This window comes from Microbacterium testaceum (assembly GCF_003075375.1).
Taxonomy (GTDB): domain Bacteria; phylum Actinomycetota; class Actinomycetes; order Actinomycetales; family Microbacteriaceae; genus Microbacterium; species Microbacterium testaceum_E.
The window spans coordinates 1-16,713 of the sequence record NZ_QDFT01000051.1 but is presented as its reverse complement, the minus strand read 5'-3'; the positions used below and the strand labels follow the sequence as shown (position 1 = coordinate 16,713).

Annotated in this window: 15 protein-coding genes; 5 read left to right on the top strand and 10 right to left on the bottom strand. The window is 72.9% G+C overall.

The annotated features are described in order from the left end of the window. Positions 1 to 402: YbaK/EbsC family protein (locus DC432_RS14185; RefSeq protein WP_133177953.1), on the top strand; the 402-nt coding region annotated here is incomplete at its 5' end. A gap of 97 nt (positions 403 to 499) precedes the next feature. Here DC432_RS14185 and DC432_RS14180 read toward each other — a convergent pair. The 4 genes from DC432_RS14180 to DC432_RS14165 form a co-directional block, all read right to left on the bottom strand. Beyond that, complete coding sequence (locus DC432_RS14180) at positions 500 to 2,446, bottom strand: glycogen debranching N-terminal domain-containing protein (RefSeq protein WP_116538427.1); 1,947 nt, start codon at positions 2,444 to 2,446, stop codon at positions 500 to 502. Then, on the bottom strand, positions 2,443 to 3,276 hold the full coding sequence (locus DC432_RS14175; RefSeq protein ID WP_431739690.1) for a carbohydrate ABC transporter permease: 834 nt from the start codon (positions 3,274 to 3,276) through the stop codon (positions 2,443 to 2,445). The genes DC432_RS14180 and DC432_RS14175 overlap by 4 nt, the downstream gene beginning before the upstream one ends. A 77-nt stretch (positions 3,277 to 3,353) precedes the next feature. Further along, positions 3,354 to 4,463 (bottom strand): carbohydrate ABC transporter permease, encoded by a 1,110-nt coding sequence (locus DC432_RS14170; protein WP_116538425.1) that lies wholly within the window; start codon positions 4,461 to 4,463, stop codon positions 3,354 to 3,356. A 2-nt stretch (positions 4,464 to 4,465) separates the two neighbouring features. Next, on the bottom strand, positions 4,466 to 5,716 hold the full coding sequence (locus DC432_RS14165) for a sugar ABC transporter substrate-binding protein (protein WP_116538424.1): 1,251 nt from the start codon (positions 5,714 to 5,716) through the stop codon (positions 4,466 to 4,468). A 178-nt stretch (positions 5,717 to 5,894) separates the two neighbouring features. On the opposite strand from DC432_RS14165, the gene DC432_RS14160 reads away from it, so the two are divergent. Beyond that, complete coding sequence (locus tag DC432_RS14160; protein WP_116538423.1) at positions 5,895 to 6,899, top strand: LacI family DNA-binding transcriptional regulator; 1,005 nt, start codon at positions 5,895 to 5,897, stop codon at positions 6,897 to 6,899. A gap of 293 nt (positions 6,900 to 7,192) precedes the next feature. On the opposite strand, the gene DC432_RS14155 is transcribed toward DC432_RS14160, so the two are convergent. Beyond that, positions 7,193 to 7,966, bottom strand: a complete 774-nt coding sequence (locus DC432_RS14155; RefSeq protein ID WP_116538422.1) for an IclR family transcriptional regulator — start codon at positions 7,964 to 7,966, stop codon at positions 7,193 to 7,195. Positions 7,967 to 8,027: 61 nt separating this feature from the next. Here DC432_RS14155 and hutH point away from each other — a divergent pair, with 61 nt between their 5' ends. Genes hutH through hutI form a run of 3 tightly spaced genes read left to right on the top strand, consistent with a single transcriptional unit; the run spans position 8,028 to position 12,467 of the window. Further along, positions 8,028 to 9,581: a histidine ammonia-lyase gene (gene hutH / locus DC432_RS14150; RefSeq protein WP_116538421.1), complete on the top strand. Its 1,554-nt coding sequence runs from the start codon at positions 8,028 to 8,030 to the stop codon at positions 9,579 to 9,581. A gap of 34 nt (positions 9,582 to 9,615) precedes the next feature. Then, on the top strand, positions 9,616 to 11,304 hold the full coding sequence (hutU, locus tag DC432_RS14145; RefSeq protein WP_116538420.1) for a urocanate hydratase: 1,689 nt from the start codon (positions 9,616 to 9,618) through the stop codon (positions 11,302 to 11,304). Then, a complete protein-coding gene (gene hutI, locus DC432_RS14140; RefSeq protein WP_116538419.1) occupies positions 11,301 to 12,467 on the top strand; it encodes an imidazolonepropionase in 1,167 nt (388 codons plus the stop codon). Before hutU ends, hutI begins: the two co-directional genes overlap by 4 nt. Before the next feature lie 130 nt (positions 12,468 to 12,597). Here hutI and DC432_RS14135 read toward each other — a convergent pair whose 3' ends face one another. The 5 genes from DC432_RS14135 to DC432_RS14115 all read right to left on the bottom strand — a co-directional run. Further along, positions 12,598 to 13,062: a SixA phosphatase family protein gene (locus DC432_RS14135; protein WP_116538418.1), complete on the bottom strand. Its 465-nt coding sequence runs from the start codon at positions 13,060 to 13,062 to the stop codon at positions 12,598 to 12,600. Then, positions 13,059 to 13,970 (bottom strand): agmatinase family protein, encoded by a 912-nt coding sequence (locus tag DC432_RS14130; protein WP_116538417.1) that lies wholly within the window; start codon positions 13,968 to 13,970, stop codon positions 13,059 to 13,061. Before DC432_RS14130 ends, DC432_RS14135 begins: the two co-directional genes overlap by 4 nt. Continuing rightward, positions 13,967 to 14,320: a gamma-glutamylcyclotransferase family protein gene (locus DC432_RS14125; RefSeq protein WP_108318312.1), complete on the bottom strand. Its 354-nt coding sequence runs from the start codon at positions 14,318 to 14,320 to the stop codon at positions 13,967 to 13,969. The genes DC432_RS14130 and DC432_RS14125 overlap by 4 nt, the downstream gene beginning before the upstream one ends. 164 nt (positions 14,321 to 14,484) lie before the next feature. Beyond that, the gene (locus tag DC432_RS14120; RefSeq protein ID WP_116538416.1) at positions 14,485 to 15,759 is read right to left on the bottom strand and encodes a DUF445 domain-containing protein; all 1,275 of its coding nucleotides are present in this window, start codon (positions 15,757 to 15,759) and stop codon (positions 14,485 to 14,487) included. Next, on the bottom strand, positions 15,759 to 16,713 hold a 955-nt coding region (locus DC432_RS14115; protein WP_133177952.1), incomplete at its 5' end, for an acyl-CoA dehydrogenase family protein. The genes DC432_RS14120 and DC432_RS14115, both read right to left, overlap by 1 nt.

The following is a 16,713-nucleotide window of genomic DNA, read 5'->3' as shown; positions in this document are numbered from 1 at the left end:
CGCCCACCTCGATGCCCAGGGYCGACGGCGGCACTGGCCGCCGCGGCCCTGGGCATCGAGGTGGGCGCGATCGCCAACAGCCTGGTGTTCTGGAGCGACGACGTGCCGCTGCTGGTCATGACCAGCGGCGCGCACCGCGTCGACACCACGGCTCTCGCCGAACGGCTGGGGCGCGGGGCGATCCGCCGCGCGACGCCCGAGCAGGTGCTCGCCGCGACCGGGCAGCCGATCGGCGGTGTGGCTCCGACCGGTCACCCCGCGGCGCTGACGACCATCGTCGACGAGGACCTCGCGGCCTTCGACGAGATCTGGGCCGCCGGAGGGACGCCGCACACGGTATTTCCGCTGACCTTCGACGAGCTCGTGCGGCTGACGGGCGGGACGGTCGCGCGCGTCGCGTGAGGGCGCCGGCGTTCGCGGACCATGACCCGCCTCCGGCTGCCCGGCGCGCGAGGAAGGGCCGGGCGGCGCCGCTCGGGTACGGCGCCGCCCGGCGGGCTCACGCCCCGGGGGCGGGCGCGAGCGTCGTCAGGCACACCACCGCGGCGGCGGCCGACCACGCCTGCGGTCGGCACGCGGCCGGATACGGGGTGGGTACCGACGAGTGGGTGCGCGGGTCGCCGGCGTGCAGCTCGGGCACGCGGTAGGCGAAGCCCTCGGCGGCATCCAGGAGTCCGTCGACGACGGCATGCGCCTGCTCGCGCAGACCCGCGCGCAGCATGCCGTACGCGCTGATGGCGGTGTCGTGCACCCAGACGCTACCGCCGTGGTACGACACCGGCCAGTAGCCGGCCGCGCCGGTCGACATCGTGCGGATGCCGTACCCGCTCGACATGCTCTCGCCCAGAAGCAGGCCGGCGATGTGCGCCTCGTCGTCAGGCGAGAGGATGCCGGTGCCCAGCAGGTGACCGATGTTGCTCGTCAGCGTGTCGACGGGGCGCTTGTCGCGGTCCAGGGCGACGGCGGGGTAGCGGCCCTCGGGGGTCTCGACCCAGTACGTCTCGGCGAAGCGGCGCTTGAGGTCGGCGGCCCAGGTGCGCCAGAACGCGACGTCGTCGGCATCCCTCGCCTCTCCGAACTCCGCGAGCAGATCGGCTCCGGCCAGGGCGGCCTCGTACGCGTACGCCTGCACCTCGCACAGGGCGATCGGTCCCTCGGCGAGGCTGCCGTCGCGCCACTGGATGGAGTCGCCCGAGTCCTTCCAGCCCTGGTTCGACAGTCCCGTTCCCAGACGATCGATGTAGTCGAGGAAGCCGTCGCCGTCGCTGTCGCCGCTGTCGCGGATCCAGCCCAGGGCCGCGCGCAGCGTGGGCAGGAGCTCGCGCACCTCGGCCTCGGGCATGCCCGCGCGCCACGCGTCGGCGAGCAGGCAGATCCACAGGGGGGTCGAATCGACGCTGCCGTAGTACCGCGGCGGCAGCACGATGCCCTCGCCCGGGATCTCGAGCGCCGAGGCCCGCAGCTCGTGCAGGATCTTGCCCGGCTCCTGCGCGGTCTGCGCGTCGTCGTCGGTGCCCTGCAGGCGCGCGAGCACACGCAGAGTGGATGCCGCGATCTCGCGGTCGAGGGGCAGGGCCAGGCGCGCGGCCCAGATCGAGTCGCGGCCGAAGAGGGTGAAGAACCACGGCGCGCCCGCGGCGAAGAACTCGTCCCGCGGGTGCTCGGGGAGCACGAGCCGCAGCGCGTCGAGGTCGTCGAGCGCCGTGCGCAGCCAGCGCGCGAGGCGGGGGTCGTCGGTTCGGGCGGCGACGGCGGCGGCATCCCACCGCGCGGGGGCGGTCGCTGAGCCGACGACCAGGGTGTCGTCGCGCAGGTTCAGGGTCCACCCGATCTCGACCGCGCCGAAGGCGGGGATCTCGAGCGTCCAGGCGGCCTCGACACCGTCGGCGTCGGATGCCACGCGGGCACCGGGGGCGACCAATTCGAGCCCCTGCGGGCCGGCGTCGATCCGGGCGTCGGCGCCGTCGACGACCACGTCGGTCGCCCGCGGGCGGGCGTGACCGGACTTGACCTCGTGCAGCTGCGCGAACTCGGGGGTCAGGCGCAGGCGCAGCGTCGTGCGGAGGGGCTCGTCGACGCGGGAGTGCACCGTCCACGACTCGCTCACCACGCCGTCGTCGACCCGGCGGTCGCGCAGCAGCCGCACCTTGGGGTCGGGCGTGGGGTCGTCGATCCCGCGCAGGATGCCGCCGAAGACGACGCGCGAGGCGCCGTCCGGGGCGGTCGAGATCCATTCGATCGACGACTCGTCGCACGAGGCGACGAGCGAGCTGACGTGGCGGACATCGCCGTGGTAAACGCCGTGCACGGCGGCGGCGCCCATGTCGCCGGTGCCGTCGGACCACACCTGGGTGGGGGCGCGCAGCACGATGAGGGCGTCGTTCAGCAGGGGTTGCAGGGGCTGGGTGGTCGTCCCGTTCGGCGAGGTGGTGGGGGCGGTGGTCATTCTTTGACGGCTCCTTCGCTGGCGTTCATGATGCGGCGCTGGAAGATGAAGAACACCACGGCGACCGGGATCGTCATCAGGGCCGCGGCCGCGAGTTTGAGGGGGAATTGGCTGCCCTGACTGAGCTGACCGCTGGCCAGGGACGCCACGCCCTTGGTCAGGGTGGTCAGCTCGGGCGATTGGGTCGAGATGACGAAGTGGCTGAGCTCGTTCCACGAGCCCTGGAACGACAGGATGACGATCGTGATCAGGGCGGGGCGCGCCATCGGCAGCACGACCGACCAGAACACGCGGAACGTGCCGGCGCCGTCGATGCGGGCCTGCTCCTCGACGGACGGCGGGATCGACTCGAAGAAGTTCTTCATGATGAACACGCCCGCGGCATCCACGAGCAGGGGCAGGATCATGCCCGCGTAGGAGTCGTACATGCCCAGCTGATTGATCACGAGGAACTTCGGGATCAGCAGCACCACGGCCGGGACCGCCATGACCGCGACGAGGCCCGCGAAGACGATCCCGCGTCCGCGGAACTGCAGGCGCGCGAGGGCGTACCCGGCGAGGGAGTTGAAGAACACCCGCCCGAGGGTGACGAACACCGTCACCACGACCGAGTTGCCGAACCACACCGGGAAGTCGGAGTTGAGGAAGAGGCGCTCGTACGCGGCCCACGTGAAGGGCTGCGGGGTGAGCGAGATCGGGTCGGCGGCGGCCGCGGCATCCGTCTTGAACGACGTCGCCACCTGCACGAGGAACGGGTAGATGTAGATGACCGCGAGGACGACGAGCAGGGCGTAGAGGCCGATCTGCCAGCGCAGCGTCTTGCCCGACATGCGGTGCTTCGGGGGCTTCACGGGTCCGTCGATGCGCTGCTCGGCCAGGACGGTGGTCTGGGGAGATGCCGTGGCGGTCATCGAATCGCCCCCTTCTGTGCGGGCAGCTCGTACTGGCGCAGGCGGCGCCGCGACACGGGCCGGTCGCGCAGGACGAAGCGCTGCAGGATCGTCAGGGCGACGATGATGACGAACAGGACGAAGGCGATCGCCGCACCCTGTCCCCACTGCTGCGACAGGAACGCCGAGGAGTAGCTGAGGTACGCCGGGGTGAGCGTGGTCTTTCCCGGGCCGCCCTGGGTACCCGTGTAGATCTGGTCGAACACCTGCCAGGTGCCGATGAGCCCGAGCGTCAGCACCGTGAAGAGCACGGGCTTGAGCTGGGGGAGGGTGACGCGCCAGAAGCGCTGCCAGCCGTTCGCGCCGTCCATCATCGCGGCCTCCATGACGTCGCCGCCGATGTTCTGCAGTCCCGCGATGAACAGCAGCATGAAGGTGCCCGAGGTGGTGAACACGGCCATCAGGATGAAGGCCGACATCGCCACCGACGGACCGGCGAGCCAGTCCCACCACGACACCCCGAGCATCGTGTTGCCGGTGAGGAAGGCGGGGCCGCTGGTGACGCCGATCGCGCCGAGCAGGTTGTGCACGACGCCCGAGGGGTCGCTGAACCAGTTGGGCCCGTTGATGCCGAGCCACGACAGGACCTCGTTGACCGCACCGGATGCCGAGAACAAGAAGAGCCACAGCACGGTGATGGCGACCGAGCTGGTCACCGAGGGGAAGTAGAAGGCGGTGCGGAACAGGCCGCGACCGCGCAGCACCGCGCGGTTGACCAGGACCGCCAGAAAGAGCGAGAGAGCCGTCTGCAGCGGTACGACCAGCAGCACGTACCAGGCGTTGTTGCGCAGAGCGGTGCCGAAGTCGCGCTCGGCCAGTCCGCCGCCGGTGGTGACGGCGGCGTAGTTGTCGAGGCCGACGAAGCCGACATTCGACGAGAAGGGGCTGCCGCGCCCGGTCCAGTCCGAGAAGCTCACCCACAGCGCCATCAGCACGGGAACGAGCAGGAACACGCCCAGGATGATCAGCACGGGCGCGGTGAAGAGCCAGCCGGCGGCGGCCTCGCCGCGCCGGATCCCCGAGGAGGGGGACCCGGCGCGGCGGGGCGCGGAGGTGAGAGCGCTCATGATTACTTGAGGATGGCCTCGAGGTTCGACTGCGCGGTCGACAGCAGGGCCTGCGGGTCGCCCGTCTTCAACGACTCCAGCTGGGCGTTGAAGTCGGTGATGACGTCGGCGGCACCGGCCATGTTCGGCGGGAACTGCGCGTAGTCGGCTCCGGCGAGGAACGCGGTCTGCTCGGGGTTGGCGCTCGACCAGGCGTCCGAGGCGGACTGGATCGAGGGCATGGGACCGAACGCCTTCGAGAAGGCGAGCTGCTGGTCGGTGCTGGTGAGGAACTCCACGAGCGAGCGCGCCTGCTCCTGGTTGCCGCTGTCGGCGGCCATTCCCCAGCAGTTCGTGAACTGCAGCGTGCCCTTGCCGCCGGGGCCGGCGGGGAGTTCCGCGACGGTGTAGTTCACGTCGGGGTAGTCGGCCGACATCGCGCCCGAGATCCAGTTGCCCTCGATGACCATCGCGGCCTTCTGGGTGCCGAACGCCTCGCCGCCCCAGCCCGCGCCCACGTCGGAGGCGAACGCGAAGGTGCCGTCGTTGAGGTGCGTCTTGACGTAGTCCAGCGCCTCGACGTTGGCGGCGCTGTCGGCGGTCGTCTGGCCATCGGTGACGAGGCCGCCTCCGGCCTGGGCCATGAAGGCGCCGACGCGCTGGTACTCGGCGCCGAACGCCAGGCCCACCCGGCCGTCGGCCGTGAGCTTCTGGGCGACGGATGCCAACTGGTCCCACGTGGTGGGGATGTCGGCATCCGTGAGTCCGGCGGCGGACCACAGGTCGGTGTTGATGATGAGCCCGAGCGTCGAGAAGTCCTTGGGGGCGCAGTAGAACTGGCCGTCCACGGTGAAGTTGTCGACGAGCGAGGGGTAGAAGTCGTCCTTGTTCGCGAGGTCGTCGCCGTAGGGCGCGATCGAGCCGTTGGCGGCGTAGCCGGCGAGGGCCTCGGGGGCGAGGTAGAACAGGTCCGGCGGCGAGCCGGCGGCGAAGCCCTGCGAGAGCTGCTGCGGCAGGTCGTTGGCCGTCTGGACCTCGGCCTCGACGCCCGACTGCTCGCTCCAGGCGGCGACGGCGTCGGTGACGGCCTGGGTCTCGGCGTCGCCCGACGAGCCGATGAGCAGCGTGAGCTTTCCGCCGCCGGAGGCCTGGCCTTCGCCCGGGGTGTCGGTGAAGCCCGAACCGCAGGCGGTCAGGGTGAGGGCTCCGGTGGCGAGCAGAGCGCCGGCGGCGAGCGCCGTGCGTGTGCGGAGTGCGGGCAGGTGCCGTGTCATGTGTCTCTCTCCTTCGATGAGGCATGCGACCCCTCCGGTGCGTGGAGGGCCGTCTTTTTGAACGTTCAAATGACGGTGTCACAACGGTAAGGAACGGCGGGGCACGATGTCAAGCCGTTGTCCCTCGGCCTAGGCTGGCGGTCCGGCCGATGGCCGTGAACGGTCCACGGGAGGCGAGATGGCGAAGGCGCCCACGGTCGACGACGTCGCGCGCGTGGCGGGGGTCTCGCGGCAGACCGTCTCGAACGTCGTCAACACGCCGGACATCGTCCGCGAGGCCACGCGACTGCGCGTCGAAGCCGCGATCGCCGAACTCGGCTACCGCCCGCACGCCGCCGCGCGGCGCCTGCGCACCCGGCGCAGTTCGACCATCGGCATCCACCTCGATCCCTACGCCGGGGGCATCGCGGGAGTCGTCCTGGACCGCTTCGTGCACGCCCTGACCGAGAGCGCGGGCGAGCGCGACATGCGCGTGCTGCTGTACGCCGCGCGCACCGCCGACGAAGAGATCGAGCGCCTCGCCGACCTGCTCGAAGGGGGAGAAGTGGATGCCGTCGTCGTCACCGGCACGTTCCACGGCGACCCCCGCACCGGCTGGCTGAGCGCGCGGGCCCTGCCCTTCGTGTCGTTCGGGCGTCCCTGGGGAGAAGACGACGTCGAAGCGCCCGCGCACCTGTGGGTCGACGTCGACGGTGCCGCCGGTACGCGCGCCGCGACCCGGCACCTGCTCGACGTCGACGGGGTGCGCCGCGTCGCCTTCCTCGGCTGGCCCGAGGGGTCGGGGACGGGCGATGAGCGCGAACGCGGCTGGCGCGAGAGCGTCGGCGCGGCGCGCGGACCGCGTTGGGTGGTCGAGGACAGCGTCGCCCTCGCGCAAGACGCCGTGGCCGCCGGACTCGCGGCGGACCCCGGGGTGGATGCCATCGTGTGCGCGAGCGACTCGCTCGCGATCGGCGCGCACCTGGCGACCGCGCTCGCGGGACGCCCCGACGTGCGCATCGTCGGCTTCGACAACACCCCGGCGGCCGAAGCCCTCGGGCTCTCGAGCGTCGAGCAGCTGCCCGAGCGGGTGGCATCCGGTGCCCTCGAACTGCTCATGGGCGACGGCAACGTCGTCGCCCCGCGCGCGGCGACAGCCGGCGCGGCGCACGTGCTGGTGGAGCCGCGGCTCATCGTGCGCTGACGCGCGGGGCGGCCCGGGGCCCGGGGCCCGGCGCCCGCTGCCCGGCGGCGCGGGCGTGCGCGGTGGCGCGCGGTGGTTTGGGGCGTGTTCTGCGTGTTGGGGCGGGGGATTCACGCCCCGAACGGAGGAATCCGCCCCAAACCCGGGGTGGCCGCAGCGCACGGGGGCCCGGGCGGTGGCGACCACGCGCGACGCCACGGTGGTTTGGGGCGTGGTCTGCGTGTTGGGGCGGGGGATTCACGCCCCGAACGGAGGAATCCGCCCCGAACCCGGGCTCCCGGGGGAAAGGGGCGTCAGGCGGGGCGGCCTATGCGGCGGGCGAGCTCGGTGGCGGTGGAGGATGCCGCTGACGCCAGAGCGCCCGCGTCGCGCGAGGACCCGTCGGCCGGCCAGGTGACCGCCACGGCCGCGGCGGGCCACCCGGCGTGGTCGAGCACCGCGGCGGCGACGGAGCGGAATCCGGGAGTGACCTCGCCGTTCTCGCTCGCGAAGCCGTCCGCCCGCACGAGACGGAGCACCTCGCGCAGCTCGCGCGGGGTCGCGGGCCCCGAGTCGTGTCGTCGGGTGAGGGCCGTGGCATCCGGGAACAACGCCCGCACCTGCTCACGGGGGAGAGCCGCCAGCATCGCCCGACCCGTCGCGGTCAGATGGGCGGGCAGACGCACGCCCACGTCCGTCACGAGGGCGGGGCGGCGCGGGGCGCGTTCCTCCACGATGTACAGCACGTCGCGCCCGGCGAGCACGGCGAGGTGCGCGCTCTCGCCGACGCGGTCCGACAGGGCGGCGAGCAGCGGCCGGCCGAGGCGGGCCAGCGGCTGCTGCCGGGCGTAGCCGCCGCCCAGCTCGAACGCCGCCGTGCCGAGACCCCACCGGCGGTCGCCGGGCAGATGCACGACGAAGCCGTGCTGCTCGAGCGTCGCGAGCAGGTGGTACACGCTCGAGCGCGGGATGCCGAGGGTCGTCGCGATCGTCTGCGCGGCCATCGGGCCGGGTTGGCGGGCGAGCAGGGTGAGGATCCGCAGCGTCTGATCGGCGGCGGGGACCTGCGGTCGCGGAATGTCTGGCATGACAGACACAGGATGCCAGAACCCCGTCGTTCCGCGACAGCGGACGCGGTGGAATCGCCTCATGCACACGAGCGTCACCGTCGGATCCATCCCCCTCACCCCGCGCGAGGTCGTCGAGGTCGCGCGCCACGACGCGCGCGTGATCGTCGACGCGGACGCGCTGCGGCGTGTGGCCGACACCCGGGCGCTCATCGAGGGACTGGCCGACGACCCGCAGCCTCACTACGGCATCTCGACGGGGTTCGGCGCCCTCGCCACCACGTTCATCGCCGAGGACCGCCGCGCCCAGCTGCAGGCCAGCCTCATCCGCTCGCACGCCGCGGGCACCGGCGCCGAGGTCGAGCGCGAGGTCGTGCGCGCGCTGATGCTGCTGCGCCTGCAGACGCTCTCGACCGGGCGCACCGGCGTGCGGCCCGTCGTCGTCGAGACATACGCGGCCCTGCTGAACGCCGGCATCACCCCGGTCGTGCGCGAGTACGGCTCGCTGGGCTGCTCGGGCGACCTCGCTCCGCTGTCGCACGTCGCCCTCGCGGTGATGGGCGAGGGCGACGTGCGCGACGCCGCGGGGCAGCTGCGGCCGGCCGCCGATGCCCTCGCCGCCGCGGGCATCGCCCCCGTCGCGCTGCGCGAGAAAGAGGGGCTCGCCCTCATCAACGGCACCGACGGCATGCTCGGCATGCTGCTGCTCGCCCTGCACGACCTCGAGATGCTCCTGACCACGGCCGACGTCTCGGCCGCGCTGTCGGTCGAGTCGCAGCTGGGGACGGATGCCGTCTTCGCCGCCGACCTGATGGCGCTGCGCCCCCAGCACGGCCAGGCCGTGTCGGCTGCCCACCTGCGCGCGTTCCTCGCCGGCTCGCCCTTCATCGCGAGCCACCGCGGGCCCGAGTGCACGCGCGTCCAGGACGCCTACTCGCTGCGCTGCGCGCCGCAGGTGCACGGCGCCGCTCGCGACACCGTCGCGTACGCCGCGCAGATCGCGGGGCGCGAGCTGGCCTCCGCGGTCGACAACCCCGTCGTCACCGTGGACGGTCGCGTGGAGTCGAACGGCAACTTCCACGGCGCTCCGGTGGCGTACGTCCTGGACTTTCTGGCGATCGCGGTCGCCGACGTGGCATCCATGTCCGAGAGGCGCACCGACCGCGCGCTCGACGTGGCGCGCAGCAACGGGCTGCCCCCGTTCCTCGCCGACGAGGTGGGGGTCGACTCGGGGCTCATGATCGCGCAGTACGCCGCGGCCGGCATCGTCTCGGAGCTCAAACGACTGGCGGCGCCCGCCTCGGTCGACTCGATCCCCTCGAGCGCCATGCAAGAGGATCACGTGTCGATGGGATGGGCCGGCGCCCGCAAGCTCCGCCGCGCGATCGACGGCCTGGCCCGCGTGCTCGCGATCGAAGTGCTGACCGGATGCCGCGCCCTCGACCTGCGCGCCCCGCTGCAACCCGCCGCGGCCACCGGCGCCGTCCGCGACCTCGTCCGTCAGCACGTGCAGGGCCCCGGCCCCGACCGTTTCGTCTCGCCCGAGATCGAGGCGGTCACCGCGCTCGTCCTCTCGGGCGGCATCGCCCGGGCCGCTCTCGAGCACGTCGAGCCCGCCCCCGTCCCGTCCCTCTGACCCCCCGCCCGCGCCCGATCGAAGGAGATCCCGCATGACCGACACTCTGGCTTCCGCCGCATCCGCGCACGAGACCGGCGCCCGCGGTCCCGTCCGCGCCGCGCGCGGCAACGTCCGCACCGCGAAGAGCTGGGGCGCCGAAGCCGCCAAACGCATGCTCATGAACAACCTCGACCCCGAGGTCGCCGAACGGCCCGACGACCTGGTCGTCTACGGCGGCACCGGTCGGGCCGCCCGCTCGTGGGCCGCGTACGACGCGATCGTGCGCACCCTCGACGAGCTCGAGCCCGACGAGACGCTGCTCGTGCAGTCCGGCAAGCCGGTCGGCGTGTTCCGCACGCACGAGTGGGCCCCGCGCGTGCTCATCGCCAACTCGAACCTCGTGGGCGACTGGGCGACCTGGCCCGAGTTCCGCCGTCTCGAGGACCTCGGGCTCACGATGTACGGACAGATGACCGCCGGGTCGTGGATCTACATCGGAACGCAGGGCATCCTGCAGGGAACCTACGAGACGTTCGCGGCGGTCGCGCGGTCGCTCGGCCGGGACTCGCTCGCGGGCACCCTCACCCTCACGGCCGGCTGCGGCGGCATGGGCGGGGCGCAGCCCCTCGCGGTGACCATGAACGGCGGTGCGGTGCTGATCGTCGACGTCGACCGCTCGCGCCTGGAGCGCCGCGTCGCACACGGCTACCTCGACGAGGTCGCCGACGACCTCGACACCGCGATCGAGCGGGTGACCGCGGCACGCCTGGCGGGCGAGGCGTTGTCGGTGGGCGTCGCCGGCAACGCGGCCGAGGTGTTCCCCGCACTGCTCGGTCGCGGCATCCCGATCGACATCGTCACCGACCAGACGAGCGCGCACGATCCGCTGTCGTACCTGCCCGTCGGCGTGCCGGTTTCGGACTGGGCGGCCGAGGCGGCGCGCGACCCCGAGGACTTCACGCGTCGCTCCCGCGAGAGCATGGCGGCGCACGTGCGCGCGATGGTGGGATTCCAGGATGCCGGGGCCGCCGTCTTCGACTACGGCAACTCGATCCGCCGCGAGGCGGAGCTGGGCGGGTACGACCGCGCGTTCGCGTTCCCCGGGTTCGTGCCGGCCTACATCCGCCCGCTGTTCGCCGAGGGCAAGGGCCCGTTCCGCTGGGTCGCGCTCTCGGGCGACCCCGAGGACATCGCCAAGACCGACCGCGCCGTCGCCGAGCTCTTCCCGCACGACACCGCCCTGCACCGCTGGCTCGAGAAGGCGGGCGAGCAGGTGCACTTCGAGGGACTGCCGGCGCGCATCTGCTGGCTCGGCTACCAGGAGCGACACCTCGCGGGGCTGCGGTTCAACGAGATGGTCGCCTCGGGCGAGCTGTCGGGACCCATCGTGATCGGTCGCGACCACCTCGACGCCGGGTCGGTCGCCTCGCCCTACCGCGAGACCGAGGCGATGGCCGACGGGTCCGACGCGATCGCCGACTGGCCGCTGCTCAACGCCCTGCTGAACACCGCGAGCGGCGCCTCGTGGGTGTCGCTGCACCACGGCGGGGGCGTCGGGATCGGCCGCAGCATCCACGCGGGTCAGGTCTGCGTGGCCGACGGCACCGCGCTGGCCGCCGAGAAGCTCGCTCGCGTGCTCGTGAACGACCCCGGCACGGGCGTGATGCGGCACGTGGATGCCGGCTACGACCGCGCCCGCGAGGTCGCCGCCGAGCGCGGCCTGACCGTGCCGATGCCGTGACCGCGCTGCTGCTGACCGGCATCGGCGAGCTGACGACGAACGTCGCCGAACCCGACGACGTGTGCGGCACGCGGCACGACGCCGCCGTCCTCGTCCGGGACGGGGTGATCGCGTGGGTCGGTCCGACGCGGGACGCGCCCGAGGTCGACGCGCCGGTCGTCGACGTCGGCGGGCGGGCCGTCGTGCCGGGGTTCGTCGACAGTCACACCCACCTCGTGTTCGCCGGCGACCGTTCCGTCGAGTTCGCGGCGCGGATGGCGGGTTCGCCCTATGCCGCGGGAGGCATCCGCACCACCGTCGCCGCGACCCGCGCCGCCGCCGACGACGTCCTGCGCGACCGACTGGCCGCGCTCATCGCCGAGTGCCGGGCACAGGGGACGACCACCCTCGAGATCAAGACGGGCTACGGCCTCGACGTCGCCACCGAGACGCGCCTCGCCCGCCTCGCCCGCGAAGCGACCGACGAGGTGACCTTCCTCGGTGCCCACGTCGTCGCGCCCGAGTTCGCGGGCCGCGCGGACGACTACGTGGACCTGGTCACGGGCGACATGCTCGCCGCGGTCGCCCCGTTCGCGCGCTGGGTCGACGTGTTCTGCGAAGAGGGAGCCTTCAGCCCCGCCCAGAGCCGACGGGTGCTCGAGGCGGGTCGGGCGGCGGGTCTCGGCATCCGCGTGCACGGGAATCAGCTCGGTCCGGGCGGGGGCGTCGCTCTCGCCGTGGCGATGGGTGCGGCGGCGGTCGACCACTGCACCTATCTGTCGGACGACGACGTCACCGCGCTCGCCGCCTCGGACACCGTCGCCACCCTGCTGCCGGGCGTGGAGTTCTCGACCCGTCAGCCGTACCCCGACGCCCGGCGCCTGCTCGACGCCGGCGTCACCGTCGCGCTCGCGAGCGACTGCAACCCGGGGTCGAGCTTCACCAGTTCGATGCCGCTGATGATCGCCCTCGCGGTGCGCGAGATGGGGATGACCGTCGCCGAGGCCGTGTGGGCTGCGACCGCCGGGGGAGCGCGGGCGCTGCGCCGCGACGACGTGGGCGTCATCGCTCCGGGCCGCCGCGCCGACCTCGTGCTGCTGGACGCGCCGTCGCGGGTGCACCTGGCCTACCGGCCGGGGGTACCGCTGGTGCGCCGCGTGTGGAAGGACGGCGTCGAGGTCTGACGTCGTGCGGGCGGGCGTCGCCTGCTGGCGCCCCCGCGTCCGTCAGGGGTCGCGGCGCCGCCGCCGTGCTCGCGGCACGGCCGGATCGACCGATCGTCGCGCCCCGGCGGAGGGGAGGGGATGCCGGGACTCAGGGCGTGAACAGCTCGAACTCGTCGGGGGGAACGGCATCCACGTCGTCCCAGGTGCCCTCGTGCCAGGTGAACACCGCTACGGCGCACGTGACCATGCGCTCGTCGCGGTCCGCCAGGCGCGAGACGAGGGCGCTCATGCCGGGGTCGTGCGCGACGACCATGACCTCGTCGGACCCGGAGGCCCGCGCCGCGGCGAGCAGGGCGTCGGGGGCGGCGAGGTAGAGCTCGGGCAGTTCGCGTACCTCGGTGTCGAAGACGACCGAGAACGCCTCGGCCGTCTGCCGCGCGCGCAGGGCCGTGCTCGACAGCAGGGTCTCGGGGCGCACGCCGGCCTTGAGCACCGTGCGGGCCATCGCGGGGGCGTCCCGACGTCCGCGGTCGTTCAGCGGCCGGTCGTGATCGTCGAGGCCCTCGTCGGCCCAGTCCGATTTCGCGTGTCGCGCGAGGACGAGTTGGATCATCGTCGTTCCGCCAATCCAGCCAGGAGCTCCAGGACGCACAGGGCGGCCAGTCGAACGGTTCGGGCGTCGGCGGTGTCTGCCGTGGCATCCACCTCGACGATGTCGGCGCTGATCACGCCGGGGTCTCGCGAGAGCCCGCGCACGAGAGCGCGCAGCTCCCACGCGGCGAGGCCGCCGGGAACGCTCGCGGGGCAGCCCGGGGCGACGGCGCGGTCGCACACGTCGACGTCGATGTCGAGGTGGATGACGCCGGTCCCGCCTTCTGCCGCACTGCCCGCCGGGGCGCCGCCGGCGACGCGCAGCGCTTCGGCGACGACGTCGGCGATGCCGCGACGGCGCACCTCGTCGATCGTGATGACCGTGATGCCGGCGTCGAACGCGCGGCGGGCGTACTCGGCCGAGTTGGCGAAATCGGCGATGCCGATCTGCACGATGCGACGGGGATCGAGTCCGTCGGCGATCAGGCGCCGCACGGGGGAGCCGTTGGACTCGCCGTCGCGCAGGTCGAAGTGGGCGTCGAGCGTGATCAGACCGCGCGCGCCGCGACCCTGCGCCACGGCGTAGGTGGCGGAGTTGTCGCCGCCGAGGGCGATGACGAGCCGTGCCGCATCGAGCTGCGAGACCGCTGTTCGCACGCGCGCCTCGCCCTCGCGGCCGTCGGGATCGGCGACGTCGCCGGCGTCGGCGATGCGCAACGCCTGGTTGAGGTCGATCGGGGGCGGACCCAGCAGGGTCGGCGAGAAGCGACGCAGGGCCTCTCGCACCGCCGCGGGGGTCTGGGACGCGCCGGTCGGCGACAGCGAGGTCTCGTGCGCGGGGACGCCGAGCAGAACGGCATCCGCTCCGGGGAAGGGAGGCGGCCAGTCTCCGGCGCGCGGCCAGAGGGGATCGACGGACAGCGCGCTCATGCCGACACGTAGACCCAGGCGGTGCGCCCGCTGGCGAGGACGACCGAGGTACGCCGGTACAGCGCCACCTCGTACTCGTCGGCGGCGTCGAGCTCTTCGGGATCGAGCGTCAGCACGCGTCCGAAGACGCGGTCGCGCGCATCGCCGGTCCGGCGCAGGATGGGGTGCTCGTCGAGGCCCGAGAGCTGGGCGACCCGCTCGTCGCCCACGTCGACCCACTCGAGCCGGTGGCCGGCCAGCGAATCGTCCTCGCCCTCGACGACGCGGCCGAACGTGTCCAGCTGCACGTCGGGCAGCTGGAGTGTCCCGTAGGTGAAGAGGAACTCCGCGGTCCCCGAACCGTCGCTCACCCGGCCCAGGCTACTCACCCGGCGGGTGCCCCGGGCGGTTCGACGCGAGGCCGCGTCGCGCAACGTCTCGGACGCGGCGCGAGCCGTGCCGGCGCGACCCGTGCCGACGCGAGCGCGCTCACCCGGCGCGGTCCGCCGAAGCGCGCGCCGGCCGGCCGGGGCGGTCACGATCCCCACGTCAGATGGGCGACCGTGAAGATCACCAGGCCCGCCAGGGCCCCCACGATCGTTCCGTTGAGGCGGATGTACTGCAGGTCGCGGCCCACCATGAGCTCGATCTTCTCGGTGGTCTCATCGGCATCCCACCGTTCGACGGTGTCGGTGATGATCGAGGCGATGTCGTGCCGGTAGCGCCCGACCACGAAGACCGCGGCGTCGGTGACCCAGCCGTCCACGCGCTTCTGCAGCGTCGCGTCGTGTTGCAGGCGCTCGCCCACCTCGGCGAGGGCCGCGGACGCGCGCCGCCGCAGGGCGCTGTCGGGGTCGGCGAGCGAGCGCAGCAGTCCCGCCTTGGCGGTGTTCCACGCGTCGGCGGCGAGCTGGCGCACGCGAGGACTGTCGAACACGGCGGCCTTGGCCTCTTCGAGGCGCACCATGGTGGCCGGGTCGTGCTGCAGGTTGTCGGCGAGCCGCGCGAGGTAGCCGTCGATCGCGCCGCGGGCCTGGTGGCCGGGGTCGGCGCGGACCGCGTCGACGAACTGCACCGCCTCGCGGTAGACGGTGTCGTCGACCAGGCGCGCGGCCATGCTCGGCACCCATGACGGCAGGCGGCGCGAGACGAGTCCCTGGAAGGTGTCGCGGTTGTTGCCGAGCCACACGGCGATGTTGTCGAGGGCGAGGTCGACGGCGCCGTGGTGCGCGCCCGAGCCGACGACCCGCTGCAGCCAGCCGCCGATCGACGGACCCCAGTCGGGCGAGAGCAGGTGCTCGCGCGCGAGGTCTTCGATCAGGCCCTGCACGTCGTCGTCGTCGAGCGCGGTCAGGACGCTCGTCGCCAGCGTCGCTCCCTCGGCGGCGACGCGGTCGGCGTGCGCCGGGTCGGCGAGCCACGCTCCGGCGCGGGCCGACAGGGGCGTCGACTCGAGCTTGGTGCGCACCACGTCGCCCTCGAGGAAGTTCGTCTCGACGAACTCGCCCAGCTGGCGGCCGATCTCGTCTTTGCGCCGCGGGATGATCGCCGTGTGCGGGATCGGCAGACCCAGGGGATGCCGGAACAGCGCCGTCACCGCGAACCAGTCGGCCAGCGCGCCGACCATGCCGCCCTCGGCCGCGGCGCGGACGTACTGCAACCACTCGACCTCGCGCTGCAGGGGGAACGACACCGCGAAGATCAGCGCCATGCCCAGCAGTGCGCCCAGGGCGACGCCCTTCATGACGCGAAGGGCGCGGCGGCGCTCCTGATCGGCCGGGCTCAGCGCCGTGGTGGGCGTGCGCGCCATCAGTCGGTCACCGGACCGAGCCAGGCGGCCGCGGCCGTGGAGTGCGCGGACTCGGCGTCGGAGGGGTGGAACATGCCGGCGAGGACGTCGCGATACAGGCGGCTCAGCTCGCTGTGCGCGAAGTACGCCGAACCGCCGCCGACGAGGATGGCGTCGTCGACGACCGCTTTCGCCATCGACACGGCGCGGTACTTCACCCCGGCGAGCAGCGAGAACCACTGCCCGCCGTGGTCGGCTTTGGAGTCGACGTCGTGCGCCAGGGTCGCGAGCTGCGGGGGAAGCGCGTCGTAGGCGAGCGCCATGTCGGCCACGCGCCAGCGGATGTCGGGGTCGTTGGCGTAGACCGTGCCCGTCTTCTTCGACCGCCGTGCCGTCGCCGCGTCGACGGCGAGCTCGAGCGCGCGCCGCGCGATGCCCGTGTAGACCGAGGCGAGCAGGATCTCGAACACCGAGAAGATGCCGAAGATCAGCGGATCGGGCTGCGGACCGGGGGCCAGGCGTCGGATGACGCGCTCGGCCGGGGCGTGCGCGCCGCGCAGCTCGGTCGTGCGACTCTGCGTCCCCCGCATGCCCAGGGTGTCCCAGTCGTCGCGGGCCACGATGGCGTCACCGCGCTCGAGAAACGCGAACACCATCTGCGGGGCGTCCGCCGAGGTGGTGTCGAGACCGTGCACGCCGAGGTGCGTCCACACCGGAGACAGCGAGGTGAAGATCTTGGTGCCCGTGAAGGTGTAGCCCCCGGCGCCGTCGGGCTCGGCGACCGTGTCGCTGCCGAAGAGCACGAGGTCGTTGCCCGCCTCGCTGATGCCGAAGGCGAACACCTCGCCCGCCCCCGCGCGCTCATCGACGAACGCCAGGTCGTCGATGCCGCGATCGCGCAGCACCTTGGCCACCCCGGTCCACACCAGGTGCATGTTGACCGCGAGCGCCGTCGCGGKCRACATGCACCTGGTG

Coding starts and splice junctions, on each gene's coding strand:
- DC432_RS14130 (WP_116538417.1), bottom strand. CDS start 13,970: ATGAGCGCGCTGTCCGTCGATCCCCTCTGGCCGCGCGCCGGAGACTGG.
- hutU (WP_116538420.1), top strand. CDS start 9,616: ATGACCGACACTCTGGCTTCCGCCGCATCCGCGCACGAGACCGGCGCC.
- DC432_RS14160 (WP_116538423.1), top strand. CDS start 5,895: ATGGCGAAGGCGCCCACGGTCGACGACGTCGCGCGCGTGGCGGGGGTC.
- DC432_RS14165 (WP_116538424.1), bottom strand. CDS start 5,716: ATGACACGGCACCTGCCCGCACTCCGCACACGCACGGCGCTCGCCGCC.
- DC432_RS14175 (WP_431739690.1), bottom strand. CDS start 3,276: ATGTCGGGCAAGACGCTGCGCTGGCAGATCGGCCTCTACGCCCTGCTC.
- DC432_RS14135 (WP_116538418.1), bottom strand. CDS start 13,062: ATGATCCAACTCGTCCTCGCGCGACACGCGAAATCGGACTGGGCCGAC.
- hutH (WP_116538421.1), top strand. CDS start 8,028: ATGCACACGAGCGTCACCGTCGGATCCATCCCCCTCACCCCGCGCGAG.
- DC432_RS14180 (WP_116538427.1), bottom strand. CDS start 2,446: ATGACCACCGCCCCCACCACCTCGCCGAACGGGACGACCACCCAGCCC.
- DC432_RS14155 (WP_116538422.1), bottom strand. CDS start 7,966: ATGCCAGACATTCCGCGACCGCAGGTCCCCGCCGCCGATCAGACGCTG.
- DC432_RS14170 (WP_116538425.1), bottom strand. CDS start 4,463: ATGAGCGCTCTCACCTCCGCGCCCCGCCGCGCCGGGTCCCCCTCCTCG.
- DC432_RS14120 (WP_116538416.1), bottom strand. CDS start 15,759: ATGGCGCGCACGCCCACCACGGCGCTGAGCCCGGCCGATCAGGAGCGC.